17 protein-coding genes are annotated in these 18,680 nt (G+C 61.0%); all 17 read left to right on the top strand.

Annotation, left to right across the window (positions count from 1 at the left end; translation table 11 throughout):
- Nucleotides 1–19 precede the first annotated feature (19 nt).
- The 17 genes from fliD to fliL all read left to right on the top strand — a co-directional run bounded on the left by fliD (nt 20) and on the right by fliL (nt 18,680).
- A complete protein-coding gene (fliD, locus tag LT42_RS08580; RefSeq protein ID WP_037011582.1) occupies nt 20–1,459 on the top strand; it encodes a flagellar filament capping protein FliD in 1,440 nt (479 codons plus the stop codon).
- 121 nt (nt 1,460–1,580) lie between these two features.
- Entirely contained in the window at nt 1,581–1,976 is a 396-nt protein-coding gene (fliS, locus tag LT42_RS08575) for a flagellar export chaperone FliS (protein ID WP_037011580.1), read from the top strand.
- Nucleotides 1,977–1,987: 11 nt separating this feature from the next.
- Nucleotides 1,988–2,284, top strand: a complete 297-nt coding sequence (gene fliT, locus LT42_RS08570) for a flagellar protein FliT (RefSeq protein ID WP_037011578.1) — start codon at nt 1,988–1,990, stop codon at nt 2,282–2,284.
- Nucleotides 2,285–2,455: 171 nt separating this feature from the next.
- Nucleotides 2,456–3,931 (top strand): sigma-54 dependent transcriptional regulator, encoded by a 1,476-nt coding sequence (locus tag LT42_RS08565; RefSeq protein ID WP_037011577.1) that lies wholly within the window; start codon nt 2,456–2,458, stop codon nt 3,929–3,931.
- 121 nt (nt 3,932–4,052) lie between these two features.
- Nucleotides 4,053–5,294: a sensor histidine kinase gene (locus LT42_RS08560; RefSeq protein WP_037011576.1), complete on the top strand. Its 1,242-nt coding sequence runs from the start codon at nt 4,053–4,055 to the stop codon at nt 5,292–5,294.
- Nucleotides 5,291–6,697: a sigma-54-dependent transcriptional regulator gene (locus LT42_RS08555; protein WP_037011575.1), complete on the top strand. Its 1,407-nt coding sequence runs from the start codon at nt 5,291–5,293 to the stop codon at nt 6,695–6,697. Before LT42_RS08560 ends, LT42_RS08555 begins: the two co-directional genes overlap by 4 nt.
- 337 nt (nt 6,698–7,034) lie before the next feature.
- Nucleotides 7,035–7,364 carry a flagellar hook-basal body complex protein FliE gene (gene fliE, locus LT42_RS08550; protein ID WP_037011573.1) on the top strand — a complete coding sequence of 110 codons (330 nt, stop codon included), beginning with the start codon at nt 7,035–7,037 and terminating at the stop codon, nt 7,362–7,364.
- Nucleotides 7,365–7,378: 14 nt separating this feature from the next.
- Entirely contained in the window at nt 7,379–9,157 is a 1,779-nt protein-coding gene (gene fliF / locus LT42_RS08545) for a flagellar basal-body MS-ring/collar protein FliF (protein WP_037011571.1), read from the top strand.
- The gene (gene fliG, locus LT42_RS08540; protein WP_037011568.1) at nt 9,150–10,166 is read left to right on the top strand and encodes a flagellar motor switch protein FliG; all 1,017 of its coding nucleotides are present in this window, start codon (nt 9,150–9,152) and stop codon (nt 10,164–10,166) included. Before fliF ends, fliG begins: the two co-directional genes overlap by 8 nt.
- Nucleotides 10,167–10,181: 15 nt before the next feature.
- A complete protein-coding gene (gene fliH / locus LT42_RS08535) occupies nt 10,182–10,997 on the top strand; it encodes a flagellar assembly protein FliH (RefSeq protein WP_037011559.1) in 816 nt (271 codons plus the stop codon).
- Complete coding sequence (gene fliI, locus LT42_RS08530; RefSeq protein WP_037011557.1) at nt 10,987–12,345, top strand: flagellar protein export ATPase FliI; 1,359 nt, start codon at nt 10,987–10,989, stop codon at nt 12,343–12,345. Before fliH ends, fliI begins: the two co-directional genes overlap by 11 nt.
- 6 nt (nt 12,346–12,351) lie before the next feature.
- Complete coding sequence (gene fliJ / locus LT42_RS08525) at nt 12,352–12,801, top strand: flagellar export protein FliJ (protein ID WP_037011555.1); 450 nt, start codon at nt 12,352–12,354, stop codon at nt 12,799–12,801.
- A gap of 1,071 nt (nt 12,802–13,872) precedes the next feature.
- The gene (locus LT42_RS08520) at nt 13,873–14,184 is read left to right on the top strand and encodes an STAS domain-containing protein (protein WP_037011553.1); all 312 of its coding nucleotides are present in this window, start codon (nt 13,873–13,875) and stop codon (nt 14,182–14,184) included.
- Entirely contained in the window at nt 14,184–15,893 is a 1,710-nt protein-coding gene (locus tag LT42_RS08515; RefSeq protein WP_037011551.1) for an ATP-binding SpoIIE family protein phosphatase, read from the top strand. Before LT42_RS08520 ends, LT42_RS08515 begins: the two co-directional genes overlap by 1 nt.
- A 29-nt stretch (nt 15,894–15,922) precedes the next feature.
- A complete protein-coding gene (locus LT42_RS08510; protein ID WP_037011549.1) occupies nt 15,923–16,315 on the top strand; it encodes an Hpt domain-containing protein in 393 nt (130 codons plus the stop codon).
- Between the two features lie 144 nt (nt 16,316–16,459).
- A complete protein-coding gene (locus tag LT42_RS08505; RefSeq protein ID WP_037011546.1) occupies nt 16,460–17,881 on the top strand; it encodes a flagellar hook-length control protein FliK in 1,422 nt (473 codons plus the stop codon).
- Between the two features lie 295 nt (nt 17,882–18,176).
- Nucleotides 18,177–18,680 carry a flagellar basal body-associated protein FliL gene (fliL, locus tag LT42_RS08500; protein WP_037011545.1) on the top strand — a complete coding sequence of 168 codons (504 nt, stop codon included), beginning with the start codon at nt 18,177–18,179 and terminating at the stop codon, nt 18,678–18,680.

The raw sequence follows: 18,680 nt of genomic DNA, 5'->3' as shown, positions 1-18,680 counted from the left end.
CAAGCGAAAGGAGACTCACATGGCTAGTCCAATTACACCTGCAACCGGCCTCGGCTCGGGCCTGGCAATCGGGGAAATCGTGACCGCGCTGGTCAACTCCGACAAAACCGCCAAGCAAACCCAGATCACCACCCAGACCAAGCTGGTGACCACCAAGTTGTCGGGCATCGGTACGCTGCAATCGGCGATGGCCGCTTTCCAGGCTCTGGTCAATCCGCCGTCCGGCACCACCAGCAAACTGCAGTTCACTGGCTACGCTGCGAAGTCCTCTGACGAAACCAAGATGACCGTCAGCTCGGATAACACCGCGGTGCCCGGTACCTATTCGATCAAGGTTGATAAAACGGCCACCAGTTCAAGCGTTGCCACGGCTGCATTCGCCGGCGGTGCTACCAGTGCCATTCCGAGTGGGGACCTTACCCTCACTCAAAATGGCATTTCCAAGGCTTACACCATTCCGGAGGGGGCCACCCTGGCCTCGGTCGCGGCGCAGATCAACAAAGACACGAAAACCACCAACATCAGTGCCAACATCATCACTGACGACAAGGGCACGCGCCTGGTTTTCGGCTCGACGGTGACAGGTGCCGATTCCGAAATCACCACCAACAGCAGCATTGCCGGTTTCACCATCGGTAAAACGGACAAGCTCGATGCGAACTCCGCTTCGTCGGCCGGTTATATTGGCAGCCCGCCAATCAGCGCTTCGTTGACCATCAACGGACTGCAAGTGACCAGCAAGAGCAACACCGTCGACAAAACCCTCGGCGGGGTAACGATGAAACTGTTGCCCGGCAGTGACAACACCACCACCACGGTGACGGTGAGCACCAACACCGACAACCTGAAGGCGTCGCTGCAGGCGTTCGTCGATTCCTACAACGCCGTGCTCAGCGCGGTGACGACGGTGACCAAAGCCTCGGTCAGTGACACCCCGGACAAAACCACCGGCGCCACGGTGACACCAGCTTCATTGACCGGCGACGCGATGCCGCGCGCGATCATTTCGGCGTTGCGCAAAGAGCTGGTCACCACCGGTGCGCCAGGCCAGCTGTCCGTGCTGTCCCAGTTGGGCATCACCACCGGGCAAAGCGACGGCAAGCTGACTCTGGACGACAAGAAATTCACTGCGGCGATGGACGCTGGCCTGGCGGGTGACGTTCAGCAGCTGTTCACGGGTACCGGCGACGGCAAGAACGGTCTGCTCGCCCGGATGAACGCGGCCGTGACGCCCTACACCCAGACCGGCGGCATCTTCGACACGCGCAAGACCAGTCTGAACAAGCAGCAGAGCAACCTTCAGGATCAGCAAGCCGCACTCGACCTGCGCGTGACGACCCTGACGGCGACCCTGACTGCCAAGTACAACGCGATGGACTTGCTGGTAGGCCAACTGAAAGCCTCCGCCACCAACATCACGTCGTTCTTTGACTCGCTGAACGCCCAGAAAAACGCTTGATCGTTGACGAGCTGAACAAGACCCGGCCTCCGTGCCGGGTTTTTGGCATCTGGCCTTAAAGTTTTTGCAGGCCGTGTCGATACCCTCAATATAGAAACTTCGAGTTGTGCGAGGTAAGACAATGAACCGTATGGCAGCCCTTCGGCAGTATCAGAAGGTCAATTCACATGCCCAGACCGCAGTGGCCACGCCTCACCGCCTGGTGCAGATGCTGATGGAAGCCGGCCTGGACCGCATCGCCCAGGCCAAAGGCGCCATCGAGCGCAAGGACATCCCCGCCAAAGGCCTGTTGATCGGCAAGGCGATCGAGATCATCGGTGGTCTGCGCGAAGGTCTGGATATGGAAAAACAGGCTGAAGCTTTGGCCCATGTCGACAACCTGTACGTCTACATGATGAAGCGTCTGGCGGAGTCCAACATCAAATCCGATCCCAGGATTCTTGACGAAGTCAGCGGCCTGCTGACCACGCTCAAGGAAGGTTGGGATGCGATCGGCGATCAGCAACCCGTGCTCTGAAGGAGAGACCCATGAGCGCTGCACTCAAGCGAATCGAAGAAACCCGCGAAGCCTTGGTCGATGCTCTCGAACAGCGTGACTGGGAGGCAATCGGCCAGCTCGATATGGCCTGCCGGGCCTGTGTCGACGAAGTCATCAGTCAGGCGAGCAACGATGAGCCCGAGTTGCGGACCAATCTGGAAGAGCTGCTAGGCGTCTATCGCAAGCTTATCGACGTGGCTGTAGGCGAACGTCAAGCAATCGTCGACGAAATGTCGCAGATCCAGCGAGCGAAAAGTGCTGCAAAGGTTTACCATCTGTTTGGTTGACGCCAGTTTGATGGCAAAAAACGTGTACGCCATAAAATTGACCGTGAACGGTTTTTTGACTTAACCAGCGAAGTTCACTAATTTCTGGTGATTGACACGTCTCATCGGACGATACGAAAGCCAAGCTTGCCCGAGATCGGGCATCGAGTTGACTAGGGAAGTTGCTATTGCATGTGGCGTGAAATCAAAATCCTGCTGATCGATGACGATAGCCAGCGCCGCCGTGACATGGCGGTGATTCTGAATTTTCTGGGCGATGAAAACCTGTCGTGCTCAAGCACCGACTGGCAACAAGTCGTGGGTTCGCTGACCTCTACCCGAGAAGTTCTTTGCGTGCTGGTAGGCAGTGTCAACGCCCCGGGCAGCCTCCAGGGCCTGCTCAAAACCGTTGCCGCCTGGGACGAATTCCTCCCTGTCCTGCTGATGGGCGAGAACTCATCGGCTGAACTGGCCGACGACCTGCGTCGTCGTGTGCTCTCCACTGTCGAGATGCCGCCCAGCTACAGCAAACTGCTGGACTCCCTGCACCGCGCCCAGGTCTATCGCGAGATGTACGACCAGGCCCGTGAACGTGGGCGTCAGCGTGAACCCAATCTTTTCCGCAGCCTTGTCGGCACCAGCCGTGCGATTCAGCACGTGCGCCAGATGATGCAGCAAGTGGCCGACACCGATGCCAGCGTGCTGATCCTCGGTGAATCCGGCACCGGCAAGGAAGTGGTCGCCCGTAACCTGCATTACCATTCCAAGCGCCGCGATGCGCCGTTTGTGCCGGTCAACTGTGGCGCCATTCCGGCCGAGTTGCTCGAAAGCGAACTGTTCGGTCACGAGAAAGGCGCCTTCACCGGGGCTATTACCAGCCGGGCAGGGCGGTTTGAACTGGCCAACGGCGGCACGCTGTTCCTCGATGAAATCGGCGACATGCCGTTGCCAATGCAGGTCAAGTTGTTGCGCGTGCTGCAAGAGCGGACCTTCGAGCGCGTGGGCAGCAACAAGACCCAGAGCGTCGATGTGCGGATCATTGCCGCGACGCACAAAAACCTCGAAGACATGATCGTGATCGGCAGCTTCCGTGAGGATCTGTACTACCGCCTCAACGTGTTCCCGATCGAAATGGCGCCGTTGCGTGAGCGCGTGGAAGACATTCCGCTGCTGATGAACGAGCTGATTTCGCGCATGGAGCACGAAAAGCGCGGGTCGATTCGCTTCAACTCCGCTGCGATCATGTCGCTGTGCCGTCACGGTTGGCCGGGCAACGTTCGTGAGCTTGCCAACCTCGTCGAGCGAATGGCGATCATGCACCCGTACGGTGTCATTGGCGTCGCCGAGCTGCCGAAGAAATTCCGCTACGTCGACGACGAGGACGAGCAACTGGTTGACAGTCTGCGCAGCGATCTGGAAGAGCGCGTAGCAATCAACGGCCACTCGCCCAACTTCGGCAGCAGTGCGCTGCTGCCGCCGGAAGGCCTGGACTTGAAGGACTACCTCGGTGGTCTGGAGCAGGGGCTGATTCAACAGGCGCTGGACGACGCCAACGGCATCGTGGCCCGGGCTGCCGAGCGCCTGCGCATCCGACGTACCACGCTGGTTGAAAAAATGCGCAAGTACGGCATGAGCCGACGCGAAGGCGACGAGCAGGTCGAAGACTGACACTCGTTTGACGCGCCAAAAATAAACCGCTGATTTATCAGCGGTTTTTTTTCGGCACGGGGATTGCTAAGTCTCTGGGAACATACCGTTTACTGACGGTTCGCTACCCGAGAGATCAACTATGTCCCAGGCCGCTCAGACGTCTTCCGAACCCGGCTTCGCCGTGGGTGCGCGAGTGCAGCAGTCCCCGGAAGCCGCCAGCCGACAAGGCCTTGAGCATGCTTTTGCACTGTTCAATCAGATGTCGACCCAATTGACCGATTCCTACAGCCTGCTGCAAGCCCGGGTCACCGAGCTCAAGGGCGAGCTGGCGGTGGTCAGCGCGCAGCGCATGCAGGAACTGGCGGAAAAGGAGCGTCTGGCCAACCGCTTGCAGAACCTGCTGGATCTGTTGCCCGGCGGCGTCATAGTCATCGACGGCACCGGCATGGTCCGCGAGGCCAATCCTGCCGCGCTGGATCTGCTGGGTGAGCCGCTGATCGGCATGCTCTGGCGCCATGTGATCGCCCGCTGCTTTGCACCGCGCGAAGACGACGGCCATGAGATCTCTCTCAAAGACGGACGCCGGCTGTCCATTGCCACGCGTTCACTGGACGCCGAGCCAGGCCAGCTTGTGTTGCTGAATGATCTGACCGAAACCCGCCATCTGCAAAGCCAGCTGGCGCGCCACGAACGCCTGTCGTCACTGGGCCGAATGGTCGCATCCCTTGCACATCAGATTCGTACACCCCTGTCTGCCGCGATGATCTACGCCAGCCATCTGGCCGAGCAGGCACTGAACGTGGAAACCCAGCAGCGTTTTGCCGGACGGCTCAAGGAGCGCCTTCACGAGCTTGAGCATCAAGTTCGCGACATGCTGGTGTTTGCACGCGGCGAGCTCCCCATGACTGACCGGGTTACCCCGACGGGGCTGGTCGCCGCGCTGGAATCTGCTGCGCAGACGCACCTTCGGGGCGTCGCCGTGCGTTGGCAATGCGACAGCCCGGCGGGCGAGTTGCTGTGCAACCGCGACACGTTGGTGGGTGCATTGCTCAACCTGATTGAGAACGCGATGCAGGCCAGCGCCGGGTGTGCGCGCATCAAGATTCACGCCTACCGCCGCGGCAATACGCTGCGGCTGTGTGTAAGCGACAGCGGCAGCGGCATTGAACCGGCGGCATTGGCGCGCATGGGCGAACCTTTCTTCACCACCAAAGCCACTGGCACCGGCCTGGGGCTAGCGGTTGTCACGGCCGTAACCCGAGCGCATCAGGGCAGCATCGAGTTTCGCTCGCGTCTAGGGCGCGGCACTTGCGCCATCGTTTCATTGCCACTGATTCCCGGTACGGGAGCGCTGCCAATGTCGTCGGGTGACCTTTCATGACCATTAATGTATTGCTGGTCGAGGATGATCCCTCCCTGCGCGAAGCCCTGGGCGAAACCCTGGCGCTGGCCGGCCACGTCTACCAGGCAGTGGGTTCTGCCGAGGAGGCGCTGATCGCTGCGGCTGCTTCACCGTTCAGCCTGGTGGTGAGCGACGTCAACATGCCCGGCATGGACGGTCATCAGTTGCTCAGCCAATTGCGCAGCCGCTATCCGCAGCTGCCGGTGCTGCTCATGACCGCACACGGTACGGTGGACCGTGCCGTTGATGCCATGCGTCAGGGTGCCGCCGATTATCTGGTCAAGCCTTTCGAGCCCAAGGCGCTGCTGGCCCTGGTGGCCCGTCACGCACTGGGCCGACTGGAACCGGCGGAGGGTGACGGACCGATCGCCGTGGAGCCGGCCAGTGTGCAACTGCTTAACCTGGCCGCTCGGGTGGCGCGTAGCGACTCGACGGTGCTGATTTCCGGCGAATCCGGCACGGGCAAAGAGGTGCTGGCGCGTTTCATTCATCAGCAGTCACCCCGCGCCGGCAAGCCGTTCATCGCAATCAACTGCGCCGCGATCCCGGACAACATGCTCGAAGCCACGCTGTTCGGCCACGAGAAGGGCTCCTTTACCGGGGCTATCGCCTCCCAGCCCGGCAAATTCGAGCAGGCCGAAGGCGGCACCTTATTACTCGACGAAATCTCGGAAATGCCCATGGCCCTGCAGGCCAAGTTGTTGCGCGTGTTGCAGGAGCGGGAAGTGGAGCGAGTCGGTGCGCGCAAGCCCATCGCGCTGGACATCCGCGTGGTGGCGACCACTAACCGTGATCTGGCGGGGGAAGTGGCGGCCGGGCGGTTCCGCGAAGATCTGTTTTATCGCCTGTCGGTGTTCCCGCTCGCCTGGCAGTCGTTGCGTCAGCGGCCCGCCGACATTCTGCCGCTGGCCGAGCGCCTGCTCGCCCGGCACGTCAAGAAAATGAAGCACGCTGCGGTTCGCCTGTCGGCCGAGGCGCAGAAATGCCTGATCAGTTACGCCTGGCCGGGCAATGTGCGCGAGCTCGACAACGCCGTGCAGCGCGCGTTGATTCTGCAGCAGGGCGGCGTCATTCAGGCTGAGGACTTTTGCCTCACGGGCCCGGTTACGTTTGCCGCATCGGCCACACCTCAGCTGACGGCCGTTGCAGCCAGCGCCACGGAAGTGGCGCCGGATGCCGGCGGCGGGGAAGGGGCCGGCGCCTTGGGCGAGGACCTGCGGCGGCGTGAGTTTCAGATGATCATCGATACCCTGCGCGCCGAACGCGGCCGTCGTAAAGAAGCTGCCGAACGCCTGGGGATCAGCCCGCGGACGTTGCGCTACAAGCTGGCGCAGATGCGCGATGCAGGGATGGATGTCGAAGGGTTTTTGTTCGCCTCCTGAAGACTCGTAAGCCGAGCATAAATCTGACGCCCCACGGTGCCTGATCTCATAGACAGCTCATGCTTCGCGGGACCGGCTTTAGCCGGTAAGACGTCAGCCCTGACAATAACGACCCTATGCCACTGATGGCTGCTTCCCGTCTGAAGCCGGCCCATCGAGGCGTCGGAGCGTTATTTGTTCGGCGCCCCGACATGCCTGTGCCCCCAAAAATATGGCCTGCTGAACTCTTTCATCAAACGTGGCACATTGCCGCTATTGGTCTGGCACCGTTGTTGCTAATACATGGGTAACCGCTGAATCCGTGTCAAAAATCTGCGGCCCTTTTGAGAGAAACGTCATGACCCAAGGTGTTGAATTTAATCGCTTGATGCTGGACATGCGCGCCATGCAAATGGACGCCATGGCCCAACCCAAGGCAATCGCAGCGCCGGAACAGGCGGGTGCGAGCAGTTTCGCTGACATGCTCGGCATGGCGGTAAACAAGGTCAACGACACCCAACAGGCGTCGAACCAGCTGTCGACTGCCTTTGAAATGGGCAAGAGCGGCGTGGACCTCACTGACGTGATGATCTCCTCGCAGAAAGCCAGCGTGTCGTTCACAGCGCTGACCCAGGTACGCAACAAGCTGGTTCAGGCGTACCAAGACATCATGCAAATGCCGGTTTGAGGACGATTTAAGTCATGGCCGAAGCCGTCGTCGATAACGTACCCGCCAAAACGGGTGCGCCAGGAAGCAAGCCACCGATGTTCGGGTTGGCGTTCCTGCAAAATCTCTCCGAGATGACCATGCTGCGTCAGGTCGGCCTTATGGTCGGTCTGGCTGCCAGCGTGGCGATTGGTTTCGCCGTGGTGCTTTGGTCGCAACAGCCCGATTACAAGCCGCTTTACGGCAGCCTGTCGGGTATCGACACCAAGCAGGTGATGGACACGTTGGCGCAGTCCGACATTCCCTACACCGTCGAGCCCAATTCCGGCGCGCTGCTGGTGAAGGCCGATGACTTGTCTCGCGCCCGCATCAAGCTGGCCGGCGCCGGTATTGCCCAGAACGACGGCAACGTCGGCTTTGAAATCCTCGACAAGGATCAGGGTCTGGGCACCAGTCAGTTCATGGAAGCCACGCGTTATCGCCGTGGCCTGGAAGGCGAACTGGCACGCACCATCTCCAGCCTGAATAACGTCAAGGGCGCTCGCGTCCACCTGGCGATTCCCAAGAGCTCGGTGTTCGTGCGTGACGACCGCAAGCCCAGCGCCTCGATTCTGGTAGAGCTGTACGCCGGCCGTACGCTGGAGCCGGGCCAGGTGTTGGCCATCATGAACCTGGTCGCGACCAGCGTCCCGGAACTGAACAAGTCGCAAATATCTGTCGTCGACCAGAAGGGCAACCTGCTCTCCGATCAGGCCGAGAACTCCGAGCTGTCCATGGCCGGCAAGCAATTTGATTACACCCGCCGTATGGAAAGCATGCTGACCCAGCGCGTGCAGAACATCCTGCAGCCGGTGCTGGGCAATGACCGCTATAAGGCAGAAGTGTCGGCAGACGTTGATTTTAGCGCCGTCGAATCCACTGCCGAGAGCTTCAATCCGGATCAGCCTGCACTGCGCAGCGAGCAGACGGTCAACGAACAACGCTCCAGCGGCAGCGGTCCGCAAGGCGTACCGGGCGCACTGAGCAACCAGCCGCCTGGCCCGGCAACCGCGCCACAAAACGCCGCCGCCGGTGCTGCCGGGGCCGCAGGTGCAATCGCTCCAGGTCAGCCGCTGCTGGACGCCAATGGTCAGCAGATCATGGACCCGGCCACCGGTCAGCCGATGCTGGCACCGTACCCGGCCGACAAACGTAATCAGTCGACCAAGAACTTCGAGCTGGACCGTTCCATCAGCCACACCAAACAGCAGCAGGGCAAGGTCAATCGCCTGTCGGTAGCGGTGGTGGTCGACGATCAGGTCAAGGTCAACCCGGCCAACGGTGAAACCACCCTGGTGCCGTGGACCGCCGATCAATTGGCGCGCTTCACCCGTCTGGTGCAGGACGCCGTGGGCTTCGATGCCAGCCGTGGCGACAGCGTCAGCGTGATCAACGTGCCGTTCTCGACTGATCGCGGCGAAGTGATCCCGGACATCCCGTTCTATTCGCAACCGTGGTTCTGGGACATCGTCAAACAGGCCATGGGCGTGATCTTCATCCTGGTGCTGGTGTTCGGTGTGCTGCGTCCGGTGCTCAAAGGCATCACCAACCCGCAGAGCAAGGGCGGCGAGCGTGACTCCGAGCTGGGCGGCATGGTCGGGATGGACGGTGAATTGGCGAACGACCGCGTCAGTCTGGGCGGTCCGCAAAGTATTCTGTTGCCGAGCCCTACCGAGGGTTATGACGCACAGCTCAATGCAATCAAGAGCCTTGTGGCCGAGGACCCGGCGCGTGTAGCGCAGGTCGTCAAAGAGTGGATCAACGCTGATGAGTGAGAGAGCTGCTGCAGTCAAATTGAGCCGCGTTGACAAGGCGGCGATCCTCCTGCTCACCCTGGGTGAGACGGATGCCGCGCAGGTGTTGCGGCACATGGGTCCTAAAGAGGTTCAGCGTGTGGGCGTGGCCATGGCGCAAATGCGCAACGTGCACCGCGAGCAGGTCGAGCAGGTGATGAGCGAGTTCGTCGACGTGGTCGGCGATCAGACCGGCGTCGGCATCGGCTCGGACGGTTATATCCGCAAGATGCTTACCCAGGCGTTGGGCGAGGACAAAGCCAACGGCTTGATTGACCGGATTCTGCTGGGCGGCAACACCAGCGGCCTCGACAGCCTGAAATGGATGGAGCCGCGCGCGGTGGCCGACGTTATCCGCTTCGAGCACCCGCAGATTCAAGCCATCGTGGTGGCCTATCTGGACGCCGATCAGGCCGGTGAAGTGCTCAGCCATTTCGACCACAAGGTGCGCCTGGACATCATCCTGCGCGTGTCTTCGCTGAACACCGTGCAACCGGCGGCGCTCAAAGAACTGAACCAGATCCTCGAGAAGCAGTTCTCGGGCAACGCCAACACCTCGCGTACCACCCTGGGCGGTATCAAGCGCGCGGCGGATATCATGAACTTCCTCGACAGCTCGATCGAAGGCCAGCTCATGGACTCGATCCGCGAAGTGGACGAAGACCTGTCGACGCAGATCGAAGACCTCATGTTCGTCTTCAACAACCTGTCCGATGTCGACGATCGTGGTATTCAGGCGTTGCTGCGCGAAGTCTCTTCGGACGTGCTGGTACTGGCGTTGAAGGGCTCGGACGACGCGATCAAGGAAAAGATTTTCAAGAACATGTCCAAACGTGCCGCCGAACTGCTGCGCGACGACCTGGAAGCCAAAGGCCCGGTTCGCGTCAGCGACGTGGAAGGCGCCCAGAAAGAAATTCTCACCATTGCCCGTCGTATGGCGGAGGCCGGGGAGATCGTTCTTGGCGGCAAAGGTGGCGAGGAAATGATTTAAGCGTAGGTGCCGTTGATGTCCAGCTCTGATAAAGCACCACCCAGCGAGCTTATTCGTGCCGGGGATTTGCGCGGGATTGACGTCTGGGCCCTGCCCAGCTTCGACCCGCAGGTGGCAACGCCCGAGCCGGAACCGGTGATCGAGGAAGCCGAGCTCGCCGACAGCGAAGAAGTGCCGCTGGAAGAAGTCCAGCCGATGACCCTCGAAGAGTTGGAGAGCATCCGCCAGGACGCCTACAACGAGGGTTTTGCCATCGGCGAAAAAGAGGGCTTTCACAGCACCCAGCTCAAGGTTCGCCAGGAAGCGGAAGTGGCCCTGGCTGCCAAGCTGCAAAGCATGGAAGTGCTGATGGGGCACTTGTTCGAGCCCATCGCCGATCAGGACGCGCAAATCGAGAAATCGATGGTCACGCTGGTCGAGCACGTGGTCCGCCAGGTCATCCAGCGTGAGCTGAAAACCGACTCCAGCCAGATCGGCACCGTGCTGCGTGAAGCTTTGCGGCTGTTGCCCATGGGCGCGGCGAACGTGCGGATTCTGGTCAATCCTCAGGACTTCGAGCTGGTCAAGGCCATGCGTGAACGTCACGAGGAAACCTGGCGCATCCTGGAGGACGACACGTTGCAGCCGGGTGGTTGCCGCGTCGAGAGCGAGCACAGCCGAATCGATGCCACGGTCGAGAGCCGTATCAGCCAAGCCATCGGCAAAATGTTCGACCAGTTGCACGAACAGGCCCTGCACCCGGCAGTGCCCGACGTGACCATCGAGCTTGAGCAGGCGATCCAGAGCGCCGAAAAAACCATCTATCCGCTGGGTGCTATCGATGCGCCTTGAACGCACCAGCTTCACCAAACGCCTGAGCGCGTACCCCGAGGCCATCTCCCTGCCCACGCAGCCAATCGTCGAAGGACGACTGCTGCGCATGGTCGGTCTGACGCTTGAAGCGGAAGGCCTGCGCGCCGCGATGGGCAGCCGCTGCGTGGTCATCAACGACGGCAGTCACCAACCGGTTGAGGTCGAAGCCGAGGTCATGGGTTTCGCGGGCGGCAAGGTGTTCCTGATGCCGGTGGGCAGTGTCGCCGGCATCGCGCCGGGCGCCCGCGTGGTGCCTCTGCCGGACACCGGACGCCTGCCCATGGGCATGACCATGCTCGGCCGCGTCCTCGACGGTGCCGGTCGGCCGCTTGACGGCAAGGGCGGCATGAAAGCCGAGGACTGGGTGCCGCTGGACGGCCCCACAATCAACCCGCTCAAACGCGACCCCATCAGCCAGCCGCTGGACGTGGGCATTCGCTGCATCAACGGTTTGTTGACGGTCGGCCGCGGTCAGCGTCTGGGCCTGTTTGCCGGTACCGGCGTGGGCAAGAGTGTGCTGCTGGGCATGATGACCCGCTTCACCGAGGCCGACATCATCGTGGTCGGCCTGATCGGTGAACGGGGCCGCGAGGTGAAAGAATTCATCGAGCACAGCCTCGGCGAAGAAGGCCTAAAGCGTTCGGTGGTGGTGGCATCCCCAGCGGACGACGCGCCGTTGATGCGTCTGCGCGCAGCGATGTACTGCACGCGCATCGCCGAGTATTTTCGCGACAAGGGCAAGAACGTCCTGTTGCTGATGGATTCGCTGACGCGTTTCGCCCAGGCCCAGCGGGAAATCGCGCTGGCCATCGGCGAGCCGCCAGCGACCAAGGGTTATCCGCCGTCAGTGTTTGCCAAGCTGCCCAAGCTGGTTGAGCGCGCTGGCAACGCAGAGGCGGGCGGTGGCTCGATCACCGCGTTTTACACGGTTTTGTCGGAAGGCGATGACCAGCAGGATCCGATTGCTGACTCGGCCCGGGGCGTGCTCGACGGGCACATCGTATTGTCCCGGCGGTTGGCGGAAGAGGGTCACTACCCGGCCATCGACATCGAGGCGTCCATCAGTCGGGTCATGCCGTCGGTGGTCGATCCGCAGCACATGGTTCAGGCGCAGTATTTCAAGCAGTTGTGGTCGCGCTACCAGCAGAGTCGCGATTTGATCAGCGTGGGCGCGTATGTCGCCGGCGGTGATCGCGACACCGATTTGGCGATTTCGCTGCAGCCGCAGTTGGTCAAGTACCTGCGGCAGGGCTTGCAGGAGAACGAGAGCATGCAGAGCAGCGAAGAGCAGTTGGCCAAGATTTTCAATCCTCAGGCCGGTGGTTAATCGGTTATGGCGCTGAGTCGCGCAGCCCGTCTGGCGCCGGTGGTCGAGATGGCCGAGAAGGTCGAGAAGGCGGCGGTGCAGCGCCTGGGTCATTTTCAGGGTCAGGTACGGCTGGCCGAGGCCAAGCTGGGTGAGCTGGACAAGTTTCGCTCCGATTATCAGCAGCAGTGGATTGATAAGGGCGCCCATGGGGTTTCGGGGCAGTGGCTGATGAATTATCAGCGCTTCCTTAACCAGTTGGAGACGGCGGTGGCGCAGCAGCGTCAGAGCCTGGCCTGGCATCAGAATAATTTGAACAAGGCGCGCGGCGAGTGGCAGAAGGCGTATGCGCGGGTGGAGGGGCTGCGCAAGTTGGTGCAGCGGTATATCGATGAGGCGCGGGCGCTTGAGGATAAGCGCGAGCAGAAACTGCTGGATGAGTTGGTGCAGCGGTTGCCCCGGACAGAGCAGTTTTAAGAAGGGCTTAAAGATCAAGATCAAGATCAACATCTAAAGCGGTCTGCCTAACGGCAGACGTTTCGCCTTCGGCGAGTTACTTGGAAAAAACACCCCAAGTAACCAAGGGTGTCTGCTCCTGGTTTGGCCCTCCTTCGTCGGGTTCCCTCGCTCCGGTCTTGCTCCGTGGGCCCGCGCCGAACAGACATCCCTGTCCTGACGACGCTCTCGCCGCATCCATGCGGCTCGGCCCACTGCGCAAAACCTGCGCTCGGCCTGCACCCAAGTCGCGTTTTGCGGTGTTTGGACCGGCGTGGAATAGATCAAGATCAAGATCAAGATCAAGATCAAGATCAAGGTCAGGGCGGGGTCAGGGTCCACGGCAGGGAGGGAAAGGGGGGAGGTCCGTAGGAGCCGGCTTGCTGGCGAAGGCGTCGGGCCAGACACCGATACTGCAACTGATCAATCGCATTGATCGTCCCCTCGCGGAGGTGGGAACGATCAGAAAACTGATGGCAGCCAAACTGGCCTCTTCCCGGCTGAAGCCGGTCCCACTCAGGCATCGCATGCATCTGGTGGGATTGATTTTGCTCTAACTGTAGGACCGGCTTCAGCCGGGAAGCTTTTAATCTGCTTTGATCTGCTTTTGATTTTCATACAGAGCCAGCCCAAACACCGCCCATCGCGACTTGGGTGCAGGCTGAACGCAGGTCTCGTGGAGTGGCCGAGCGGCATGGATGCCGCGAGAGCCGCCCCCCGCCATGGATGGCGGATGGCGGCGGGCCCACGGAGCGAGACCGGAGTGAAGGAACCCCGACGAAGGAGGGGCCTAACTGGGAGCACAAGCCCTTGGTTACTTGGGGCTTTATCAAGTAACTCGCCGAAGGCGAAACAGTCTGCCGTTAGGCAGATGCTTTTGACCTTGGGCGACCTGCGATAGGTAACTCGCCGAAGGCGAAACGATCTGCCGTTAGGCAGATGTTCTTGATCTTGAAGGGCCCTGACACCAACCAGACCTAACTATTTGCCACGCCCCGTAACCCCTGCTAAAACTTCAAGCGTATGGCGCCGTTTCATATAAGGAATTTGCCAATGTCAGTTACCTCCGAACGCTCCGCCGATGGTCAACAACTGACCATCACCATCTCAGGACGCTTCGACTTCTCCACCCACCAGGATTTTCGCGGCGCCTATGAAAAAGAAACCCAGGCCAAGCGCATCGTGGTTGACCTCAAAGACACCTCCTACCTCGACAGCTCCGCGCTAGGGATGCTTCTGCTTCTGCGCGACCATGCCGGTGGCGACAAGTCAGACGTGCAGTTGACCAACTGCAACAACGACGTCCGAAAAATCCTCGAGATATCCAACTTCTCCAAACTCTTCAACATCGCCAAACCCGCCTGATGCTGCCGTCCGCCCCCGATCGCCTGACGGTCCTCATCGCCGATGACAACGTCAGCGACCGGATGCTGCTGTCCGCCATCGTCAGCCGACAGGGCCATGATGTTCTGACCGCCAGCAACGGCGCCGAGGCGGTGAGCCTGTTCGAGCGGCGGCGGCCGCAGCTGGTGCTGATGGACGCGATGATGCCGGTCATGGACGGCTTTGAAGCCGCTCGGCAGATCAAGGCGCTGGCGGGTGATGCACTGGTGCCGATCATCTTCTTGACCTCGCTGACCGAAGGCGAAGACCTGGCCCGCTGTCTGGACGCCGGCGGCGACGATTTCGTTGCCAAGCCCTACAACCAGCTGGTGCTGGCGGCGAAGATCAACGCCATGAACCGGCTGCGCGTGCTGCAGGAAACGGTCCTGCATCAGCGCGACCTGATCACCCGCCACCACAAATACCTGCTCAACGAACAGCGCGTGGCCAAGGCGTTGTTTGACCAGATCGCCCACTCCGGCTGCCTGAGTTCGACCAACATTCGTTACCTGCAATCGCCCTATGCGCTGTTCAACGGCGATCTGCTGCTGGCCGCGTGGTCGCCGTCCGGCAACATGCACCTGCTGCTGGGCGATTTCACCGGCCATGGCTTGCCGGCTGCGGTCGGTGCGATGCCCCTGGCCGAAGTGTTTTACGGCATGACCGCCAAGGGCTACGGACTGCGTGAGACCTTGCGCGAGATGAACGCCAAGCTCAAACGCATCCTGCCGGTTGACATGTTTTGCTGCGCAGCGCTGTTGAGCCTCAATTTCAAACAGCAACTGGTCGAGGTCTGGAACGGCGGGCTGCCCGATGGCTACCTGCTGCACGGCGACGGCCGACCGCACACGCCGCTGATTTCCTCGAACGTACCGCTTGGCGTGTTAAGCGCCGGCAGCTTTGACGACAACACCCAGGTGTACCCGTTTGGACCGGGTGACCGGGTGTTTTTGCTGTCCGACGGTGTGGTCGACAGCACGGGTCAGGACGGCGAGCTGTTCGGCGCCCGCCGCTTGCAGAATGTGCTGGTGAGCAATCGCAACCCGGCACTGCTGATCGAAGAAGTTCAGTGGGCCCTGGCGCGGTTCAACGGACAGGCGCGGGACGATGTGAGCATGGTCGAAGTGGCGTTTACCGAGCCCGACTTGCTCGGCCCGCCTTCGGTCATCTACACCGACAGCGGGGATTGCAGCCCGCTGGACTGGTCGGCGTCGTTCGAGTACCGGGCGGTAACGCTCAAGCGTTTCAATCCGCTCCCGTATCTCCTTCAGCTACTGCAAGAGGTCCATGGCCTGCGCTCGCAAAGCGGTGAGCTGTACATCGTATTGTCCGAGCTGTACAGCAACGCACTGGAGCATGGTGTTTTAGGGCTGGACTCGGCGTTGAAACGCGACGCCGAAGGTTTCGGGCTGTATTACCAGCAGCGCGGCGAGCGCCTGGACACCCTGGAGGATGGCTTTATCCGTATCGATTTCAACATCGTGCCGGCAGGGGATGGCGGGCGACTGACCGTGCGCGTGCAGGACAGCGGCGCGGGTTTCGATTCCGATAGAGTGCTGGCGATGCCGCCGGCGACCAACCAGTTGTCGGGGCGCGGGCTGTCGCTGGTGCGGCAACTCAGTGACCGTTGCCAATGGTCCGATGACGGCCGGACGGCCAGCGTGGAATTTGCCTGGGAGGGTCTGGCATAATCCGCGCGTCTTGATCAAGGAGTGAACAAGTGTCGAACAATCCGGTGGACTACAACGTGCTCAGCACGCTGCGCGAAGTGATGGAGACCGAATACCCCCTGTTGGTGGAGGTGTTCATGGATGACTCTGTCACGCGTATCAATGAAATGGTCCAGTTGCTGGACAACCCTTCTTTTTCCACGTCTTCAGCGGCGTCGCTTGAGAACCTTGGCCTGATGGCGCACAGCTTCAAGGGCAGCACGGGGAATATGGGCGCGACCCACCTGTCCGAACTCTGCCTGCAACTTGAAGAGCAAGGGCGCGGCATCGTTGCGACGGACGAAGCCCGTATACGGCTACTGGTGTCGCAGATCGAGGCTGAATTCACCGCCGTTCGAGACATCTTCGAGCGTGAACTGCAACTCTGCCATGCCGGTCATTGAGCAGGGGCAGTGTTTCGCCCGGTTTAGCCAGTTCGCCAGCTTCGCCCTGTTCTGCAGCCTTGCCTGAGCGTTAGCGCTACAGTTCTCAGGGTTGGCCCGCCAATTGCTTGGTCTCTCTGCATTAGTGCTCTTGCGGAGATTGAAATGGCCCTCGCCACCAACCCATTACTGACGGCTTTGACAGCGGCCAAGGTCCAGAAAGCCGGCAATAGCCCCGCGGCAAAGGCGCCTGACCCCGTCAAGAACCACAGTTCCAGCTTCTCCGACGTGTTCGCCAAGCAGTCGCCTGTCAAGCCGAACAGCGTGGATAACCCGCCGCCCAAGCCGGCAAGCGCCAAGAGTTCGGCAGGGGATGACAAGCCATCCGCTAGCCATACGTCTGCCGCCACCGACAAGACGGTTGCCGATAGCGGCAACGGTTTGCCTGGCAAGCCTGTCAAGGACAAGGATGCCGATGACAGCGGCGCCAAAGGCGACACCCACGACAAAGACGAGGCGGCTGACCCGGCACAGGATCCGACCGTGGCCGATGCGCCCGTGGTCGACCCTGCACTGGACCCGACGCTTGATCCAGCATTGGTCGCGACGGCTCCTGTCACTGAGCCAGTGGTGGTTGCCCCGGCAGTCGATCCGGTGGTTGATCCGGCACTGCTCGCTCGGGCATTACCGCTGACACCGGCGCCGGCTGATCAGGCCACGACGGATGCACCGGACGACGGCTTCGACCCTTCGGCCGATCCGCTTGAAGGTTTGACGGCGGTGCAGGTCGCTCTGGACAACAAGGCGCAGCAAGCGGCGCAGACCAACGGCGTGCATGGCGATGGGAAGGGCTCCGGCAAGCAGGACCCGAACATCGATCCTTCTCAGTTGCAGGCCGGTAATCTGGCAGCGCTGGGCGATCAGTCGGTGGACAAAAGCATGACCGAGGGCGGGGGTGACAAAGCCTTCAGTGGCTTGTTGGCCGACGGTCTGAAAGACGTGAAGGGTGCCACCAGCGATACCCGGATCGACAACTTTGCTGACCGTCTGGCGGCGTTGTCCCAGGCCGCGCAAGTGAAGAGCACCGCGGCGCCGGCGGCACCGCTGCTCAATCAACCGCTGGCGATGAATCAGGGTGGCTGGACCGAGGGCGTGGTCAACCGCGTGATGTACCTGTCCAGCCAGAACCTCAAGCAAGCGGACATTCAGCTGGAACCTGCCGAACTGGGCCGTCTTGATATCCGTGTCAATATGGCGGCGGACCAGCAAACCCAGGTCACCTTCATGAGCGCCCATGTGGGCGTGCGTGAAGCGCTGGAAAGCCAGATGTCGCGCCTGCGTGATTCATTCGTCCAGCAGGGCATGGGCCAGGTCGACGTCAACGTTTCCGACCAGTCACGTGGCTGGCAGCAACAGGCTCAGCAGCAGTCCGGTGGTGAAGGGCAGCGCAACGGTGGTCCCAATGGCACCAGCGGCGTGGGCGGCAGCGACCTGATCGCCGACGGCGCCCCGGTTGACGCGGCATCGGCGGCCGCCAGTGCGCCGTTGACCGTGGTTGGCTCCAGCGCGGTCGACTACTACGCCTGAAAACGCGTACCGCTCATCTGTAGGAGCCGGCTTGCTGGCGAACGCGTTTTATCAGGCAACATCGTCGTTGCTGACCCACCGCATTCGCCAGCAAGCCGGCTCCTACAGATCGCATGCCTCCCGGGATTTGGCACCCGGCCTCCAGAGGGTGAAACCGCCCTCATTGCTGCCCTGCCGTGGGCCAGCGCGTCCCAATCCAGACTGAATCACACTAACCAGCTGCCCATGTGGCACAACCCTTGCTCTTGCTCTGTCACGCAACACCGAACCCTTTGGATAGTGACGGATTATTGGCATGGCGAAGAGCGACGACGCAGTTACGGACCCCGCAAAAAAAGGCAAGCTGAAAGTCATCATCCTGATTGTGGTGGGGCTGCTGCTGGCCATTGGTCTGTCGGTCGGGGCGACCTGGTTCATCATGCACAAGGCCGAGAGCAAGCCGGACCCGGCGGCTGTTGCGGAAGCGGCGAATGCCAAAAAAGAGGCGATCTTCGAACCGCTGACGCCGCCCTTCGTCGTCAACTACAACGTCAACGGTCGTCAGCGCTATATGCAGGTCAGCATCACCTTGCTGGCTCGCGATCATGCTGACCTGGAAGCCTTGAAAGCACACATGCCGGTTATCCGTAATAATCTGGTGATGATGTTCTCAGGTCAGCCATTCGATACCATCGCCACGCCGGTGGGTATGGAAATGCTGCGCCAGAAAGCCGCTGCCGTGGTTCAGGAAGTGGGCCAGAAAGAGCTGAGCAAGAGCGTCATCGAACAAGTACTTTTCACTAACTACGTACTGCAGTAG

Source organism: Pseudomonas lutea, assembly GCF_000759445.1.
GTDB lineage: Bacteria > Pseudomonadota > Gammaproteobacteria > Pseudomonadales > Pseudomonadaceae > Aquipseudomonas > Aquipseudomonas lutea.
This window is presented reverse-complemented; position numbering and strand designations above follow the sequence as displayed.